The sequence below is a fragment of the Streptomyces sp. CG 926 genome (genome assembly GCF_003148825.1).
Classification (GTDB): Bacteria; Actinomycetota; Actinomycetes; order Streptomycetales; family Streptomycetaceae; genus Streptomyces.
This window is the reverse complement of sequence record NZ_QGGZ01000006.1, coordinates 404,103-421,373: the sequence shown is the minus strand read 5'-3', so window position 1 is coordinate 421,373 and position 17,271 is coordinate 404,103. Positions and strand designations below refer to the sequence as shown.

Sequence of the window (17,271 nt, the reverse complement as noted above, 5' to 3'; positions counted from 1 at the left end):
CTTCCTCTGCCGTCTGTCGTCCGGTTGCCGCGCTAACGGCACCGTAGGCCACGCGCGGTGCCGTGCCCGCGATGGGGTGAAGATCACAGGAGTGGGGTCGGGGTGACGCGGGTCCGGCGCACTACCGTGGCCGGGTGCCGAAGAAACAGAACACGTTCTCATCTCTGACGGCCGCGCGCCGCCGGCTGGCGAGCCGCGTGGTCCACACCGGCTGGCGCTGGATGCAGCAGGCCGGCGCGGTCACCGCGCAGACCCCCGGGCGGCTGAGGTTCGGGGCGATCGGGGACGGCACCCGGCTCGCCTTCCCCCAGGGCACGGTCTTCGGTGAGCGCTGGATAGAGCTCGGCGGGCACTGCATCATCGGCGAACAGGTCACCCTCACCGCCGGGATGATGCCGGACCTCGACCTGGGATCCGAGCCGATGCTGATCCTCGGCGACGGGGTGGTCATCGGCCGGAACAGCCACGTCATCGCCGACGCCCGGATCACGATCGGGTCGAACACCTTCTGCGGCCCCGACGTCTACATCACGTCCACCAACCACAGCTACGACGACCCGCACGAGCCCGTAGGCCGGCAGTGGCCGCGCAGCGAACCCGTGGAGATCGGCCCGGGGTGCTGGCTCGGCACCGGCGCGGTGATCCTGCCGGGCGCGCGCCTCGGCCGGAACGTGGTGGTGGCCGCGGGCGCCGTCGTACGGGGCGAGGTGCCCGACCATGCCGTGGTGGCGGGGGCGCCGGCGCGCGTCGTACGGCGTTGGCAGCCCGAGACGGGCTGGCAGCCGCCCCTGCGCACGCCGACGCCGGTGCCGATCCCGGACGGGACGACCCCGGAGCAGCTGCGCGGTCTGGCCGAGCTGACGGAGGCCGAGCTCGCCGAGCTCGCCGAGGTCGAACGCGCGGGGGTCGAAGGTGCGGAGGTCGAACGCGCGGAGGTCGAGCTCGCCGAGGCCGAGCACTCGTAGGGCCGGGCACTCGTGGGCCCCGGAGTCGGAACCGCTCAGCCGGCGGCCAGGAGAACCGTTCCGGCGAGGGCCAGGCCGGCGCCCGCCGCCTGGACCGTTCGCAGTCGTTCCTTGAGTACGGCGAAGGCGGCGAGCGCAGTGATCACCGGGTAGAGCGAGGACAGTACGGCGGCCATGGTGACCGGGCCGTTCTGGGCGGCTATGGAGTACGTGCCGTTCGCCGCGACGTCCGCGAGGCCGACGAAGGCCAGGGCGGGCAGCAGTCCCCACAGGAGCTTCGGGTCGGCGCCGGCCGGGAGGGCGGGTATGCCGCGCCGGGTCTGGGTCCACAGGGCGGCGCCGCCGACGGCGACGTTGGTGACCCGCTGTACGAACAGCGCGAGGAACAGGCCGGTGACGGTGCTGGACGCCTCCGAGATCAGGGCCATCACCGCGCCGAAGCCGAAGGCCGCGACCAGGGTGAGGACGACGGCCTGCCGCTGGACGGGCGCGCCGCGCAGTTCCGGACCGCCCGCGAGCACGATGCCGACGACCGCCACGGCGATCCCCGCGAACTGGCCGAGCCCGGGCCGCTCGCCCAAGATCAGCCCGGCGGTGACGGGTACGACCACGCCGAGGGAGCCCAGCGGCGAGACCACGCCCATCGGGCCGAGGGCCAGCGCCTTGTAGAAGCTGAGCATGGCGATCGGCCCGACCAGGCCGGCGCCGACCGCGAACCACAGCTGCGGGCCGGCCTCCCGCCAGGCGCCGGTGCCGAGGACCACCGCACCGAGCACGACCACGGCCACGATCTGCGAGACGACGACCACCGTGAGCGCCGGGATCCGGCGGGTCAGCAGCCCGCCGCCGAAGTCGGCGAGCCCCCACAGCACGGCTGTGGCCAGGGCGAAGAGGGCGGTCATACGGAGCCTCGCAGTACAGTGCGGTGAACGCTGGAGTGCAGCATCGAATACAGAACACGTTAGTTCACTCTGTTGGACTGTGTCATCCAAAATATTGGACGGAATGGTGTCGGACCTCGAACAGCTCACCCAGGCGCTCGCCCGGAACCTCAAGCGGTGGCGCGGCGAGCGCGGTTTCACCCTGGACTCCCTGGCCGCTCGCGCGGGAGTGAGCCGCGGGATGATCATCCAGATCGAGCAGGCCCGTACGAACCCCAGCGTGGGCACCACGGTCAGGCTGGCCGACGCGCTGGGCGTCAGCATCTCCGCGCTCCTCGACCACGACCGGGGCCCGCAGGTCCGGATCGTCCCGCCGGACCAGGTGGTGCGGATCTGGTCCAGCGAGGCGGGCAGTTCGACGACGATGCTGATCGGCACCGACGAGCGCGGGCCGATGGAGCTGTGGACCTGGCACCTGGTGCCGGGCGAGGGGACGGACTCCGTCGCGCACCCGTCCGGCACCATCGAGATGCTGCACGTCACAGCCGGGGAGCTGACCTTGGTGGTCGGCGAGGAGGAGTTCCGCGTCCCGGCCGGGGCCGCGGCCACCTTCGAGGCGAACCTCACGCACACCTACCGCAACGACGGCTCCGTACCGATGGAGATGACCCTCGCCGTGTCGGTCCCCCCGGTCTCGGCGCCCCTCCCCGCGCACACGCACGGGGGCGCGTCGGACACCCGCTAGAGCGCCGGGATCTCGATCGCGGGGCAGCGGTCCATGACCATCGTCAGCCCTGCCTCGCGGGTGCGGGCGTAGGCGGCCTCGTCGATCACACCGAGCTGGAACCACACGGCCTCGGCGCCGATCGCGGCCGCCTGGTCCGCGACCGGACCGGCCAGCTCGCTGTTCACGAAGACGTCCACCACGTCCACCTCGAACGGGATCTCCGCCAGCGAGGCGTACCCGGGCTCGCCGTGCACGGTCTCGGCCTTGGGGTGCACGGGGATCACGCGCTTGCCGAACCGTTGGAGCACGCGGGCCACCCCGTAGGCCGCGCGGTCCTGGTTGTTCGACAGGCCCACCACGGCCCAGGTGTCGCCGAGCTCGGTGAGGATCTTGCGGATGGTTGCCGGATCGCCGTACACGTGTGCCGCCTCCTGGTGTTCTGGTCCCCGCCGGCCCGGACCGCGGCTTCCCCGCCGCCGCCTCGGACCGACGCTCTGACCGGTCAACCGCAACGGCCCGCGCGCGATTCCCCCGTTCCAGGTCACGGGCCCCCGCCCAGCGGTCCCCGGGAGTCGGTCGGCCACCCGGCCGACGGGTCCACGTTCCACCGCCGCGGAAGCGGACCGTCGCAGAAGACGCAGACGAAGTCCTCGTCCCGGACGATGTTCAGCTGCTCGCAGGTGGGGCACCTGCGGAACACCACCTCGTGGGTGAAGCCGCCCGGGTGCCCGATCCCGGCGGCGTCCAAGGCGTCCGCGACCGCCGGCCACGAGCGGGTGTCCGGGCAGTATCCGGTCGACTGGTTGCTCACCTCACGGACCGCCCACCGCCCGGCCTCCCACCCGAAGGTCATCTCCCCGGCGCTCAGCACGGTGCCACCGCCGGCGCACACCACGTGCTCGCTCCGCCGCGGCGCGAGCCGCAGCACACCGGCACGGTCGACGACGAACGTGACGGGCTCGGACAGCTCGGCCGCCGCCGGGCCCGAGGCCCAGTCCTCGAACTCCTCGGCGGAGCGGATGCGCCGACCCTCACCCTCCGGCCGGACGAGCGTCCGCAGCTCGACCGGCCCCACGTACCGGTAAGCCCACCCCCGCGGTTCCATGCCCCCGAACCTAGGCGATGCCCCGAGCCCGCGACGGGCGCAGGGGGTCCCTTCTGCACCGCTTAGGGTGGTGAGGTGAAGGCAGACCAGTACGTGACGGTGGCCCGTGAGGGCATGCACGAGTCCGAGATCAACCGCTCGCGCTTCCTCTGCTCGCTCGCGCCCGCCGCGACCGAACAGGAGGCCCAGGATTTCGTCGCGCGCATCCGCAAGGAGCACCCCACCGCCTCGCACAACTGCTTCGCCTACGTCGTCGGCGCCGACGCGTCGGTCCAGAAGGCGAGCGACGACGGCGAACCCGGCGGCACCGCCGGGGTGCCCATCCTGCAGATGCTCATGCGCCGCGACATCCGCTACGCGGTCGCCGTCGTCACCCGCTACTACGGTGGTGTGAAACTCGGCGCCGGCGGGCTGATCAGGGCCTACGGCGGTGTCGTCGGCGAGGCGCTCGACGAGCTCGGCACCGTCACCCGCCGCCGCTACCGGCTGGCCACCGTCACCGTCGACCACCAGCGGGCCGGTAAGACCCAGAACGATCTGCGCTCCACCGGCCGGACCGTCGTGGACCTGCGCTACGGCGCCGAGGTGGAGATCGAGGTGGCCCTCCCGGAGGCGGACCTGCCGGCCTTCGAGGCCTGGCTCGCCGACACCACCGCGGGCAGCGCCGGTCTCACCCTCGGCGGAGAGACGTACGCGCCCTGAGCGCCCCCGGGGACGGGTTAGCGTAGAGGGGTTCAGCGAGCGGGAGACGACCAGGGGGAGACGGCATGCGCGGCGGGGCCGGCGAGTGAAGTTCCTGCACACCTCCGACTGGCACCTCGGCCGGGCCTTCCACCGGGTCAACCTGCTCGGCGCCCAGGCGGTCTTCATCGACCACCTGATCGAGACCGTGCGCGAACGCGAGGTCGACGCCGTCCTCGTCGCCGGTGACATCTACGACCGAGCCGTGCCCCCGCTGCCCGCCGTCGAGCTGTACGACCGGGCCCTGCACCGCCTCGCCGACCTCGGCGTGCCCACCGTGATGATCTCCGGCAACCACGACTCCGCGCGCCGGCTCGGGGTCGGCGCGGGACTGATCGGCCGGGCCGGGATCCACCTGCGCACCGACCCGGACGGCTGCGCCGACCCCGTCGTCCTGGCCGACGTACACGGTGACGTGGCGCTGTACGGCCTGCCGTATCTGGAGCCCGCCCTGGTCAAGGACCGGTTCGAGGCGGAGAAGGTGAGCCACGAGGCGGTCCTCGGCGCCGCCATGGACCGGATCCGGGCCGATCTGGCCGGCCGCGCGCCCGGCACCCGTTCGATCGTCCTCGCGCACGCCTTCGTCACCGGCGGACAGGCCAGCGACAGCGAGCGCGACATCACCGTCGGCGGGGTCGAGGCCGTGCCCACCTCGGTCTTCGACGGCGTGGACTACGTCGCCCTCGGCCACCTCCACGGCAGCCAGATGATCGACGAACGGGTCCGCTACTCCGGTTCCCCGCTCGCCTACTCCTTCTCCGAGGCCGACCACCGCAAGACCATGTGGCTGATCGAACTGGGTGCGGAAGGGGAGATCGTCCACGCCGAGCGCGTCGACACCCCCGTACCCCGCACCCTCGCCCGGCTGCGCGGACGGCTGGAGGACCTGCTGAGGGATCCGGCGCACCAGCCGCACGAGGACGCCTGGGTCGAGGCCACCCTCACCGACCCGGTCCGGCCCGACGACCCCATGGCCCGCCTCGCCGCCCGCTTCCCGCACACCCTCAGCCTCGCCTTCGACCCCGAAGGCCGCCAGGAGGAGACCGGCGCCTCCTACGCCCAGCGGCTCAAGGGCCGCAGCGACCAGGAGATCGCCGAGGACTTCGTCGCGCACGTACGCGGCGGCGGCCACGCCGACGAGGCCGAACGGGCCGTACTGCAGGGCGCCTTCGACGACGTACGGGCCGACGACAGCCGACGGGAGACCCACCGATGAGGCTGCACCGGCTGGCCGTGACCGCCTTCGGACCCTTCGCCGAGCCCCAGGAGATCGATTTCGACGCCCTGTCCGGCGCGGGCATCTTCCTGCTGCACGGACCCACCGGAGCCGGTAAGACCTCCGTGCTCGACGCCGTCTGCTACGCGCTCTACGGTTCCGTGCCCGGCCCCCGTCAGGCCCCCGGCACCAGCCTGCGCAGCGACCACGCCGCCGCCGACACCCCCACCGAGGTCACCCTCGAACTCACCGCGGGCGGACGCCGGTTGGAGATCAGCCGGCGGCCCGAACAGGAACGCCCGAAGAAGCGCGGCACAGGCACCACCAAGGACAAGGCCCAGAGCCGACTGCGCGAGCACACCGGCGAGGGCTGGGAGCCGCTGAGTCGCTCCCACCAGGAGATCGGCGAGGAGATCGAGCAGCTGCTCGGCATGAGCCGCGAGCAGTTCTGCCAGGTCGTGCTGCTGCCCCAGGGCGAGTTCGCGAAGTTCCTGCGCGCCGACGAGGCGGCCCGCGGCCGACTGCTCGGCCGGCTCTTCGACACCCGCCGCTTCGCCGCCGTCGAGGCCCTGCTCGGCGAGCGCCGCCGGGCCGCCGAGGCCAAGGTCCGGGCCGGCGACGAGAAGGTGCTCCACACCGCCCAGCGGCTCGCCCAGGCCGCCGGCGACAGCGCCGACCTGCGGGCCTGGCCGATGCCCGGCCACCAGCCGGGCGACCCCGGACTCGCCGAGGCCGTGCGGGCCTGGGCGGCCGTCGCCCGGTGCGCGGCCCGCGAACGCCAGGGCGTTGCCGAGTACGCGCTGGCAGCCGTCGAAAGCCGGCACGCCGCCGCCCGACGGGCCGCCGAGGACGCGCGGGAGCTCGACCGGCTGCAGCGCCGACACGCGGAGACCCTCCGACGGGCCGCGCTACTGGCGGAGGCCGAGCCCGAACGGGACCGCGTACGCGACCTGCTGGACCGGGCTCGGCGCGGCGCCCTGGTGGCCCCCGCCCTGGAACTGCGCGGCGCCGCCTCCGCCGCACACCTGGCCGCAGCCCACGCCGAGACCTCCGCCCGGACACAGCTCCCGCCCACGCTGAAGGAAGCGGGGGTCGAGCAGCTCGCCGACGTCGAGCAGCGCCTGCGCGAGGCCCTGGGCGCGCTCGGCGCGGCGCAGCGCGCCGAACAGCGCAGCGCCGAGATCGGCCGCGAACGGGCCGACCTGGAACGGGAGTCCCGCGCCGCCGAGGAGCAGCACCAGGAGTCCGCCGAGTGGCTGGAGCGCTGGGAGGCGACCCGTACGGCACTGCAGGAGCGCGTGGACACCGCCCAGCAGGCCGCGACCCTCGCCGAGCAGCTCGCGGGCCGACTGGAGCCGGCCCGCATGCAGCTGAACGCCGCCGGGCGACGGGACGAGCTCGACGCCGACGCGGCGCGCGCCGCAGGCGAACTGCTCACCCTGCGCGAGGAGTCGGCCGCCGCCCGGGAGCGCTGGCTGGAGCTCAAGGAGGCCCGACTGCGCGGGATCGCCGCAGAGCTCGCCGAAGCACTGGTCGCGGGGAAGGCCTGCACCGTGTGCGGGTCCGCGGAGCACCCCGCTCCGGCCCGCCCGGCCCCCGGCCACGTCGACCGCGCGGCCGAGGACGCCGCCCACGCCCACCTCGAACGGGCCGAGCAGGCCCGGGCCGCCGTCGAGCGCCGGCTCGCCGCCGCGCAGGAGGCCCGCGCCGAGGCCGCGGCCGCCGCAGGAGACGCCACCACCACCGAACTGCTAGGCCTGACCGCCAACCTGAGTGACCGTCATGCCGCCGCCCACGCCGCGGCCGCCGGTCTGCACGCCGCCCGCGAACAGCTCGCCCGGGCCGAGCGGGAGCACACCGCGCGCAGCGCCGACCGGCAGGGCGCCGAGACCCGGGCCGCCGCCAGGGCCTCCCGGCGCGAGGCCCTGGACCGCGAACAGGCCGGGCTGGAGGCCGAACTCGCCCTCGTACGGGACGGCGCGCCCACCGTCGCGGCCCGCGCCCGCACCCTGGAGGACCGGGTCCGGCTGGTCTCCGGCGCGGCCACCTTGCTGCGCCGGGCCGAGGCCACCGCCGCCCGACTGAAGGAGGCCGACGACCAGCTCGCCGACGCCTCGTTCAAGGCCGGGTTCGACACCATCGAGGCCGCCGCCGACGCGGTGCTCCCCGAGTACGAACGCACCGCGCTCCAACACCGGATGGACGCCTGGCAGACGGAGGAGACCCTGCTGGCGGACCGCCGTCGCGAGACCGGCGCCGCCGAGGCGGCAGCCCTGCCTCCGGCCGCGCCGGATGCGGCCGAGGCCGCTGCGACCTTCGCCGCGGCGAAGCTTCGTACGGCGGGGTCGGCGGCCGACGCGGCCCGGGTGCGCTGCGCGGAGCTCGACCGGCTCTCCCGGCGGGCCGAGCAGGAACTGCGCGCGCTCGGTCCGCTGCGCGAGGCCTACGACCGGGTCGCCCGGCTGGCCGGACTCACCGCCGGCACCTCCGCCGACAACGAGCGCAAGATGCGCCTGGAGGCCTACGTGCTGGCCGCCCGCCTGGAGCAGGTGGCCGCCGCCGCGACGGTACGCCTGCTGCGCATGTCCGGCGGCCGCTACACCTTGGTCCACTCCGACGCGCGCGCGAGCGGACGGGGCCGCTCCGGGCTCGGACTGCACGTGGTCGACGCGTGGACCGGCAGCGAGCGCGACACCGCCACCCTGTCGGGCGGCGAGACCTTCTTCGCCTCGCTCGCCCTGGCGCTCGGCCTCGCGGACGTGGTCACGGACGAAGCGGGCGGGATGCGGCTCGACACCCTCTTCATCGACGAGGGCTTCGGCAGCCTCGACGACCAGGCGCTGGACGAGGTGCTCGACGTCCTGGACTCGCTGCGCGAGCGGGACCGCAGCGTCGGCATCGTCAGCCACGTCGCCGACCTGCGGACCCGCGTCCAGACCCAGCTGGAGATCGTCAAGCAGCGCGGCGGATCCGTGGTGCGCCACCGCACGGCGGCGTTCACGGACTGAGGGTCCAGGGGTTCGAAGGCTCAGGGCCCGAAGGCTCAGGGGACCGAGGGCCCGAGGGCTCAGGGGCTGAGCGGTCTGCGGGGCAGCGGCGAGGAGTACACGATGCTCGTCGTCACCGGTCCGAGGCCCGAGATCCGGCCCGTGACCTCCTCTAGGTGCGCCATCGAGCGCGCCGCGACCTTGAGGACGAAACAGTCGTCCCCGGTCACGTGATGGGCCTCCAGGATCTCCGGGGCCGCCTCCAGGAAGTCGTGGAACGGCTTGTAGTTCCCGTGCGGGTAGCGCAGCCGCACCAGCGCGAGGATCGACTTGCCGAGCTTCTCCGGATCCACCACCGCCGTGTAGCCCGTGATGATGCCGCTCTCCTCCAGCCGGCGGACCCGCTCGGTGACGGCGCTCGCGGACATGGACACGGTACGGGCGAGCTCGGTGAAACTGGCGCGCCCGTCCCGCTGGAGGGCTTCGAGGATCCGCCAGTCGGTGGCGTCGGGGGAATAGTCGGTCATGGTGCAGGTCTAGCAGGGGATTCCCCGGTCGGACAAGGAAAAGGCCGGGGAAAGCCACTTCCGGCGATGATCAACAGATCGTAGATTTCTGGCCATGACGACGACGCAGAACACCGCACCCGCACCCGCTACCGCCCCCGGTACCGCCCCGGCCCCCGCCCTCATCAACCCCGTGCTCCGCGTGCCCCCGGCCTCCCCGGCCGCGGCGGCCGCGTACTTCTCCGCGAGCCTGGCCTTCCACGCGGACGTGTCGGATGTCGCCGCCGCCTTCAAGGCCCACCGTGAGCAGGGCGCCGAGCTCGGCTTCCAGCTCGTCGACTCCCGCTCCACCCCGTCCTGGGACCAGGCCCATGTGCCCGGCGCCGTCCACCTGCCCACCGCCCTCGTCCCCGAGCAGGCCGAGCGGCTCCTGGACAAGAACGTCCCCGTGGTCACGTATTGCTGGGGCCCCGGCTGCAACGGCGGCACCCGCTCGGCCCTCGCCCTGGCCGAACTCGGCTTCCAGGTCAAGGAGATGCTCGGCGGCATCGAGTACTGGATCCGCGAGGGCTTCGAGGTCGAGACCTGGCAGGGCAGCCAACAGCGCGCCGAGGCCGACCCGCTGACCGCGCCGACCGACTCGGACGACTGCGGCTGCTGAGGTGTGCGTCCTACGTCGCCGACGGGGACGGGCCGCCCATCCCCGAGGATGAGCGGCCCGTCCGGCGTCGGTCGTCCGGCGTCGGTCGTCCGGTGTTCGCCCGCCGACGCGGCCGAGTCGTCAGAGCTTGGACAGCTCGTCCACCAGATCGTCCAGACCCAGCGAGCCCTGCGACAGCGCCGCCATGTGCCAGGCCTTCAGGTCGAACCCGTCGCCGCGCGCGGCACGGGCGTTGTCCCGGCCCAGCAGCCAGGCGCGCTCGCCCAGCTTGTAGCCGATGGCCTGCCCCGGCATCGACAGGTAGCGGGTCAGCTCGCTCTCGACGAAGTCCGCCGGCCGGCCGCTGTGCAGGCCGAAGAACTCCTGCGCCAGGTCCACCGTCCACTGCTCACCCGGGTGGAACGGCGAGTCCGCCGGGATCTCCAGACCCACGTGCATACCGATGTCCACGATGACCCGCGCCGCGCGCATCATCTGGCAGTCCAGGTAACCCAGGCGCTGCTCGGCGTCCTTGAGGTAGCCCAGCTCGTCCATCAGCCGCTCCGCGTACAGCGCCCAGCCCTCGGCGTTGGCGCTGACCATGCCGACGGTGGCCTGGTAGCGCGAGAGCTGGTCCGCGACGTGCGTCCACTGCGCGAGCTGCAGGTGGTGGCCCGGCACGCCCTCGTGGTACCAGGTGGACACCAGGTCGTACACGGCGAAGCGGGTCTGGCCCATGGTGGGCAGCCAGGTGCGACCCGGGCGGGAGAAGTCCTCGGAGGGGGACGTGTAGTACGGGGCCGCGGGGCCGCCCGGCGGGGCGATGCGGGACTCCACCTCGCGCACGCGCTCGGCGAGTTCGAAGTGGGTGCCGTCGAGGTTCTCGATGGCCTCGTCCATCAGGCCCTGGAGCCAGGCCCGGACCTCGTCCACGCCCTCGATGTGCGTGCCGTGCTCGTCCAGGTGCTTCAGCGCCTCCCAGGGGCCGGCGCCCGGAAGGATCTTGGCCGCCTCGGACTTCATCTCGGCGAGCAGACGGTGGTACTCGGACCAGCCGTAGGCGTACGCCTCTTCCAGGTCCAGGTCGGTGCCGTTGAAGAAGCGGGCCCAGCGGGCGTACCGCTCGCGGCCCACGGTGTCGGGCTTGCCCTCGACGGCCGGGGCGTACACCGAGTCCATCCAGTCGCGGAGTTCGACGACGGCGGCCGTCGCGCCCGCGGCCGCGGCGTCGAGTTCGGCGCGCAGGGAGTCGGGACCGGCGGAGACGAAGCCCTCGAAGAAGGGCGCCTCGGAGCCGTCCTGGCCGACCCAGGTGGTGAGCTGGCCGATCATGGTGGTGGTGGCCCGGGGGCCGCCGTACAGGCCGCGCTCCAAGCCCAGCCCGAGGCTCTCGCGGTAGCCGGCGAAGGCGGCCGGTACGGCCCGCAGCCGCTCGGCGATCGCCGCCCAGTCCTCATCGGTGTCGGCGGGGGTCAGGGAGAAGATCTCACGGATCGAGTGCGCCGGGCTGTGGATGTTGCTGACGGCGCACAGGTCCTCGTCGGCCTCCACCACGGCGAGTTCGGCGGTGAGGCGCTCGCGCAGCAGCCGGGCGCAGCGGCGTTCGGCGTCGCTGTCGGCGCCGGGCGCCGACTCGGCGGCGTCGAGGCGCGTGAGGGTCTCGCGGATGAGCTCGGCCAGGGCCGCACGGCCCGCCGGAGAGAAGTCCGGGAGCTTGCTCGAACTCGCGGCGACACCGAGGTAGGTGCCGGTGATCGGGTCGAGGGCGATGAGGTCGTCGACGTACGCGTCGGCCACCTGGCGGGGCAGCCGAAGTGCACTGCCGTTGTGGAGGGTCTCTGACATGCGGACATCTTCGTATGCGAGACGGGTTCCCGTCATCACCGATTGCCGTCGGACTGCTGACGCGGGCCGGAGCGGGGTCGGCCATCCGTGCGAAAAATCTTCAACCACCTTGCTGGACAAGCGACTTCGCGTCCCCGGCGGAAAGCTCGCCGGGGACGGTACGCGCGCAGCTTGGCCGGATCCCGCCGGAACCGCCGCCCCCGCCGGAGCCGGCACCCGGTCGGGGTCCCGGTCCGGACGGAGCTCTCAGCGGTGGCGGCGCGGGGCCGACTGCTCGCGGGGGAGTTCGTGCGGGAGCGCGCGGTGCAGCTCGCGGTCCGCCTCGTAGGGCGGCTGGTGGGCGGGCTCGTAGGGCGTCTCGTAGGGCAGGCGGGAGCCGACCGGGGTCGCGTCCAGCCGGGCCGTGATCACCAGGGTGCCCTCCTCGATCTGGTAGTCGAGGGGGAGGCCGAGGCCGCGCATGGCGGCGACCATGCCGGTGTTGGCGGCCTGGGTGACGGCGTACACGCTGTCGCACCCGGCCTCGACGGCCATCGCGAGGAGTCGGCCCAGGAGCTCGGAACCGATGCCGCGGCGCTGCCAGTCGTCCTCGATGAGCAGCGCGACCTCGGTCTCGTCGCCGTCCCACAGCAGGTGGCCGAGGGCGACGAGCTTGCCGGACGCGGTGGTCGCGGCGAGGGTGCGGCCGAAGCGGGGGCTCAACAGGTGGCCGAGGTAGCGGTCGGCGTCGTGGACGGGCCCGTGGTAGCGCAGCGACAGGGTGCGCTCGGAGCAGCGGTCGTGCATGGCGCGGGCCGCCGGCAGGTCGGAGCCGTCGGCACGGCGCACGGTGATCTCGTTGCCCTCGGGCAGGGTCAGTACGTCTTGGCTGCGCGGGACGCGGGGGCCGAGGCGGGCGTCGAGTTCGACGAGGGCGCGGGCCCGCGCGAACTCGGTCGGGGTGAAGGGCAGGTAGGGCCGCTCCACGGTGATCGCACCGCCCGAAGGGTCGCGCAGCCGCATGACCGTGGCCTCCAGGACCCCCTCGACCGGGGCGTCCGCGCCGGCGTTGGGGCGGCCGGACAGGGTGGTCGCCGGGATGGAGTGGATCGTGCAGCGGCCGAGCAGTTGACGCAGGGCGAGGGGCAGCTCGGCGGCGTCGAGGGCGGTACGGGTGGCGAGGCCCAGGACCCGCGTCGGGGTGTCGACCAGGTCGTGGGCGTCGGCGCGCTCGATCCAGGTGCTGTGGCCGCCGGCCCGGGCGACGGCCCGGCCGAGGTCGGCGGAGGGCAGTTCCTGCGGGGCGCGCAGCAGGAACTCGTCGACGGTGCCGCCCTCGGGGAGCGGGTGCGTCTGGAGGGTCAGGATGTCCACGCTGTTACGGGCGAGAGCGGTGCAGAGGGCGGCCAGGGACCCCGGCTCGTCCCGTACGGTCGTGCGCATCCGCCAGAGGCTGGTGCTGCTCGCGGTGGCCGTCGACGTCGACGTCGACGGGAGCGGCTGCGGATCGGTCGGGGCTGTGCTCGGCGGCGGGGGCGCATGGCTGTGGCGTCGGGCCCACCAGGTGTGGAAGGCCGCCGTCACCAGGAGTGCGACGGCCGAGGCCACGAGCAGGACCGGGCCCCTCGGGCCGTGCACGACGAGATTGGCGATGGCGTCGGCGACCGCGACGGCGCAGAACATCGCGGCGAGCTCGACGACGTCACGGCGCCAGTGGTGACGGTGGGGACGGTGGACGGAGGCGGGGTTACGGTCAGTCATGCACACCACTGTGGCGCAGGGGTGTTGCGTGATCACGAACGATCTGTGACCGACTGGTTAAGTGTCCATCTGGCCGATTTCACCCAGTTTTCCGGCTCATAACCGGATCGCAGGTCCGACCGGCCGGTCCTCCGCGAGATCCCGTGAGATCCGGGGCCGCGGGGCCGCGAGGCTGCGGGGCCTCACTGACCCACGCGTCCGGGCTGGAGCGTCCGCGTGAAGAGTACGCCCCCGCCCTGGCGGCGCAGGCGGACGGTGAGCTCCCCACTGCCGCCGTCGATGTCGACCTCGCCGTAGTACGGCGGGTTCTCGGACGGTGACATGTTGGCGAAGGGGGCCGACTGCACGTAGGCCGTCTCCGGGCCGAAGGTGGCGTCGAGCCGCCCGGCCGGGAAGGCGCCGGCGCCGATCGGGCCGGACACGAACTCCCAGAACGGCGCGAAGTCGGTGAAGGCGGCCCGCTCCGGCGCGTAGTGGTTCGCGGCGGTGTAGTGCACGTCGGCCGTGACCCAGAGGGTGCCCGTGATGCGCTGGTGCTTGATGTGCCGCAGGAGCTCGGCGATCTGGAGCTCGCGGCCCAGCGGAGCGCCGGGGTCGCCCTGGGCGACGGCCTCGAAGTTCGCGGCGCCGTCGGGGACGACGATGCCCAGCGGCATGTCGGCGGCGATGACCTTCCAGGTGGCGCGGGAGCGGGACAGCTCGCGCTTGACCCAGGCCAGCTGCTCGGGGCCGAGGATGCCGATGGGGTCCTCGGTCTGGGCGTCGGGGGAGTTGGCGTTCCGGTAGGCGCGCATGTCGAGGACGAAGACGTCGAGCAGCGGGCCGTACCGCATCACCCGGTACATCCGGCCCTCGGCGCGGCCGCCGCGCAGGTCGGTGACGGGGAAGTACTCGCCGAAGGCTTGGCGGGCGCGGGAGGCGAGGACGTCGGCCTCCTTGACGGTGTAGCGGGGGTCGTCGATGAGCTGGCCGGGGTACCAGTTGTTGCGCACCTCGTGGTCGTCCCACTGGGCGAGGACCGGGACCTGGGCGTTGAAGCCGAGCAGATTGCGGTCGAGCAGGTTGTAGCGGAAGTTCCCGCGGAACTCGGCGAGCGTCTCGGCGACCTTCGCCTTCTCCTCGGTCGTGACGTTGCGCCACAGGCTGCCGTCGCGCAGTGGCGCGGTGGCGTTGATCGGCCCGTCGGCGTAGACGGTGTCCCCGCTGAAGAGGAAGAAGTCGGGGTCGCGCAGCCGCATCTCCTCGAAGACGCGGTAGCCGCCGAGATCGGGGTTGATGCCCCAGCCCTGGCCCGCGAGATCGCCGGACCACAGGAAGCGCACGTCGTGGCGGCGGGAGACGGGCGTGGTGCGGAAGCTGCCGTGGACCGGTGCAGAGCTGCGGCGGGGGTCGTCGGGGTCGGTCAGGACGACCCGGTAGTGGATCTGCCGGCCGGGCGGCAGGTCGCGCAGCACGGTGGTGCCGGTGAAGTCGCTCGACGGGCCGAGCAGGGGGCCGTGGTGGCGGCGTACGGCGTAGCGGAACGCCTCGCTCGGGGAGGTCTCGACGTACATCCGCGCCAGGCGGTCGGAACGGGTCCACACGGTGGCCGAGTGGGCGGTGATCTCGCCGGACTGGACGCCCCAGAGCGCGGCGGGCCGGCCGGAGCGAGCGAAGGCGGGGACGGCGAGCGCAGGGGCGGCGATCAGCGCGGAGGACAGGGCGAGGGAACCGCCGATGAGGGACCGTCGGGTGTGCGGGATCGATGCCATCGGTTCGTCTCCTGGGGCCGGCGAGGACGGGTCGGACCAGCGTGCCGTCGCACACCGGCCCGGCCGCGTCGCCCACGCGAACCCCGGATGAACAGCCGTCAGCCGCTCATTCGTTCATGTGTTCAGGTGTTCGGCCGACCAGGACCTGATCCGGCCGATCCTGGACCTGATCCGGCCGACGCGGGATCCGGGCCGGGACCTGGGGTGAGACCCGGGCCAGGACCCGGGCCGGGATCCCGCGTCGGCCTTTCAGGCGGCGACGAGCCGCGCGCTGCGGGCCGTGTCCAGTACCACCCGGGACACGAGCGCCGGATCGTCGTTCATCGGGACGTGGCCGCAGCCCGGGAGTCGCACCAGCCGGGCGCCGGGGACCGTGTGCTTGGCGCGGATGCCCTGGCGGCGCAGCAGCAGCCGGTCGCGGGTGCCCCAGGCGATGGTGACGGGCATGCCGGGCACGTCGTCCGTGAAGCGTACGGAGCCGCCCGCGGCCAGGGTGTCCTCGAATCCGGTGGCATCGCGCAGGGCGAGGGTCTCCGCGACGACCGCCTCGGCCGGGCGGCGGGACGGGCGTGCATAGATGGTGCCGGTGAGCGCGGCACGGCCGGCGGCGGTGCGCGAGAGCCGCCGGACGGCGGGCAGGGGCAGCGCCCTGGCGCCGGCGCGCATCGCCAGGAGGGTGGCGAAGGCGTAGCGGCGTTCGGCCTCGGTCCAGAACCCGGCGGGGGAGAGGGCGGTGACGGAGCGGACGAGGTTGCTCCGGCCCATTTCGAGGGCGAGCAGACCGCCGAGCGAATTGCCCGCGACGTGCGGGCGCTCGACGCCGAGGGCCGCGCAGAGCGCCCCGAGGGCCGGAGCCACCGTTCCCAGGGAGTACGGAACCCCTTGGGGCAGGGGCTCCGAGGCGCCGAAGCCGGGCAGGTCGACGGCGATCACGTCGTGCTCGGTGGCCAGGATGTCGATCACCGGGTGCCAGGCCTGGAGGTGATGACCGATGCCGTGCAGCAGGAGTAGGGGTTCGCCGGCGCCTTTGCGCTCGTAGGCGATCGTGGTGGGGCGGGGGCCGAGCGGCGAATCGATCGTGAAGGAGACCGTGGCGGTCATGCTGCTCCTCGTCGGTTGGACGCGTGCGAGACAGGATGTCAGTAGTGCCTACCGCCATGATTACCGTCCGGTAGCCCTTGACTACAAGCCTTCCGTGCCTACGAGAACATCCCATGAACGGCTTGATACATATGCCCGTTCTGCCCGGCAAAGGTATGAGCATTGGTCTTGACCAAGGGGGTGTGCCGTCCTATCGTCGCAGGGATAGTGCAGGAACCTTTAATAAACAAAGGCGCGGAACTGCCGCCGGAACACACGGCGAGTGCGGCGATGGCAGGAGGAGTCAGGGTGGGGACCACGCAGCTCGAAACGGCACCGGAGCCGAAGTACTGGCACCTCAAGACCGTCCTCAGCGAGGCGCTCGACCAGGACTTCGCCGTCGGCGAGGTGCTGCCCAACGAGCGTGAGCTCGCCGCCCGTTTCGGTGTCGCCCGCGCGACACTGCGTCAGGCGCTGGAGCAGCTGGAGCTCGAAGGCCGGCTGCAGCGCCGCCGTGGTGTGGGCACCACCGTCGCCCCGCCGCGCGTCGGCGTCGCCGTGGGCAGCGCGCAGCACAGTTGGCCCGGCGAGAGCGTCGACGGCTGGGAGCCGGTGGACGCGGCCGAGACCGTGCCGACGGCCGCGGTGCTGAAACTCCTCGGAACCGGTGGCGCCTTCGCCGCCGACCAGCCGGTGCACACGGTGCGCCGGACCCGGGTCACCCACGGTCAGGCCGTCGCCGCCGAACTGCTCTACGTCCCCGCCGCGTCGGTGCCCGGACTCCCCGCCATCGAGGCCCCAGCCGGCCCGGCCCGTGCCCGCGCCGTCCTGCGCGAACTGCAGCGGCTGGTGCTCGACGGGCAGGACCGCTCGGTGGAGCTCGGCTCCGCCCGCGCCGACGACGCCAAGGAACTGGACCGCCTGCCCGGCGCCCCGGTACTCGTGGTCACCACGCGCTACTTCACCGCCGCCGGCACGGCGGCGGTCTCGGTCGCCACCTACCGCGCCGACACCTGCCGCCTCACCTTCGGCGATTCGGGCAACGTCGAGATCACCCACGAGCCGCGCGTCGCCTCCTGACGAGGCC

General features: G+C 73.2%; 15 protein-coding genes. 7 read left to right on the top strand and 8 right to left on the bottom strand.

What is annotated here, in order from left to right:
* Positions 1–134: 134 nt before the first annotated feature.
* On the top strand, positions 135–965 hold the full coding sequence (locus BCL76_RS18865) for an acyltransferase (protein WP_109780641.1): 831 nt from the start codon (positions 135–137) through the stop codon (positions 963–965).
* 35 nt (positions 966–1,000) lie between these two features.
* Here BCL76_RS18865 and BCL76_RS18860 read toward each other — a convergent pair whose 3' ends face one another.
* Entirely contained in the window at positions 1,001–1,867 is an 867-nt protein-coding gene (locus BCL76_RS18860) for a DMT family transporter (RefSeq protein ID WP_109780640.1), read from the bottom strand.
* A 106-nt stretch (positions 1,868–1,973) separates the two neighbouring features.
* Between BCL76_RS18860 and BCL76_RS18855 the strand changes: the two genes are divergently transcribed.
* On the top strand, positions 1,974–2,591 hold the full coding sequence (locus tag BCL76_RS18855) for a helix-turn-helix domain-containing protein (protein ID WP_109780639.1): 618 nt from the start codon (positions 1,974–1,976) through the stop codon (positions 2,589–2,591).
* Here the strand turns inward: BCL76_RS18855 and BCL76_RS18850 are convergent.
* A complete protein-coding gene (locus tag BCL76_RS18850; protein ID WP_109780638.1) occupies positions 2,588–2,992 on the bottom strand; it encodes a CoA-binding protein in 405 nt (134 codons plus the stop codon). The genes BCL76_RS18855 and BCL76_RS18850 overlap by 4 nt on opposite strands.
* Before the next feature lie 122 nt (positions 2,993–3,114).
* The gene (locus tag BCL76_RS18845) at positions 3,115–3,678 is read right to left on the bottom strand and encodes a hypothetical protein (protein ID WP_109780637.1); all 564 of its coding nucleotides are present in this window, start codon (positions 3,676–3,678) and stop codon (positions 3,115–3,117) included.
* A 75-nt stretch (positions 3,679–3,753) separates the two neighbouring features.
* On the opposite strand from BCL76_RS18845, the gene BCL76_RS18840 reads away from it, so the two are divergent.
* The 3 genes from BCL76_RS18840 (at position 3,754) to BCL76_RS18830 (ending at position 8,643) form a co-directional block, all read left to right on the top strand.
* Entirely contained in the window at positions 3,754–4,380 is a 627-nt protein-coding gene (locus BCL76_RS18840; RefSeq protein WP_109780636.1) for a YigZ family protein, read from the top strand.
* Positions 4,381–4,465: 85 nt separating this feature from the next.
* Positions 4,466–5,635, top strand: coding sequence for an exonuclease SbcCD subunit D (locus tag BCL76_RS18835; protein ID WP_109780635.1), 1,170 nt, complete (start codon positions 4,466–4,468; stop codon positions 5,633–5,635).
* Positions 5,632–8,643, top strand: coding sequence for an AAA family ATPase (locus BCL76_RS18830; RefSeq protein ID WP_109780634.1), 3,012 nt, complete (start codon positions 5,632–5,634; stop codon positions 8,641–8,643). Before BCL76_RS18835 ends, BCL76_RS18830 begins: the two co-directional genes overlap by 4 nt.
* Before the next feature lie 59 nt (positions 8,644–8,702).
* On the opposite strand, the gene BCL76_RS18825 is transcribed toward BCL76_RS18830, so the two are convergent.
* Positions 8,703–9,149 carry an Lrp/AsnC family transcriptional regulator gene (locus tag BCL76_RS18825; protein WP_109780633.1) on the bottom strand — a complete coding sequence of 149 codons (447 nt, stop codon included), beginning with the start codon at positions 9,147–9,149 and terminating at the stop codon, positions 8,703–8,705.
* Between the two features lie 94 nt (positions 9,150–9,243).
* Here BCL76_RS18825 and BCL76_RS18820 point away from each other — a divergent pair, with 94 nt between their 5' ends.
* Positions 9,244–9,789, top strand: coding sequence for a rhodanese-like domain-containing protein (locus BCL76_RS18820; protein WP_109780632.1), 546 nt, complete (start codon positions 9,244–9,246; stop codon positions 9,787–9,789).
* Between the two features lie 120 nt (positions 9,790–9,909).
* Here BCL76_RS18820 and BCL76_RS18815 read toward each other — a convergent pair whose 3' ends face one another.
* From BCL76_RS18815 to BCL76_RS18800, 4 genes are all read right to left on the bottom strand, one after another.
* Positions 9,910–11,613, bottom strand: coding sequence for a DUF885 domain-containing protein (locus tag BCL76_RS18815; RefSeq protein WP_109780631.1), 1,704 nt, complete (start codon positions 11,611–11,613; stop codon positions 9,910–9,912).
* A 246-nt stretch (positions 11,614–11,859) separates the two neighbouring features.
* Positions 11,860–13,353, bottom strand: coding sequence for a GNAT family N-acetyltransferase (locus BCL76_RS18810; protein ID WP_109780630.1), 1,494 nt, complete (start codon positions 13,351–13,353; stop codon positions 11,860–11,862).
* Between the two features lie 182 nt (positions 13,354–13,535).
* A complete protein-coding gene (locus tag BCL76_RS18805; protein WP_181382608.1) occupies positions 13,536–15,104 on the bottom strand; it encodes an alkaline phosphatase D family protein in 1,569 nt (522 codons plus the stop codon).
* A 249-nt stretch (positions 15,105–15,353) separates the two neighbouring features.
* Entirely contained in the window at positions 15,354–16,205 is an 852-nt protein-coding gene (locus BCL76_RS18800) for an alpha/beta fold hydrolase (protein ID WP_109780629.1), read from the bottom strand.
* A gap of 288 nt (positions 16,206–16,493) precedes the next feature.
* Between BCL76_RS18800 and BCL76_RS18795 the strand changes: the two genes are divergently transcribed.
* Positions 16,494–17,264: a GntR family transcriptional regulator gene (locus tag BCL76_RS18795; RefSeq protein WP_109780628.1), complete on the top strand. Its 771-nt coding sequence runs from the start codon at positions 16,494–16,496 to the stop codon at positions 17,262–17,264.
* Positions 17,265–17,271: the final 7 nt, after the last annotated feature.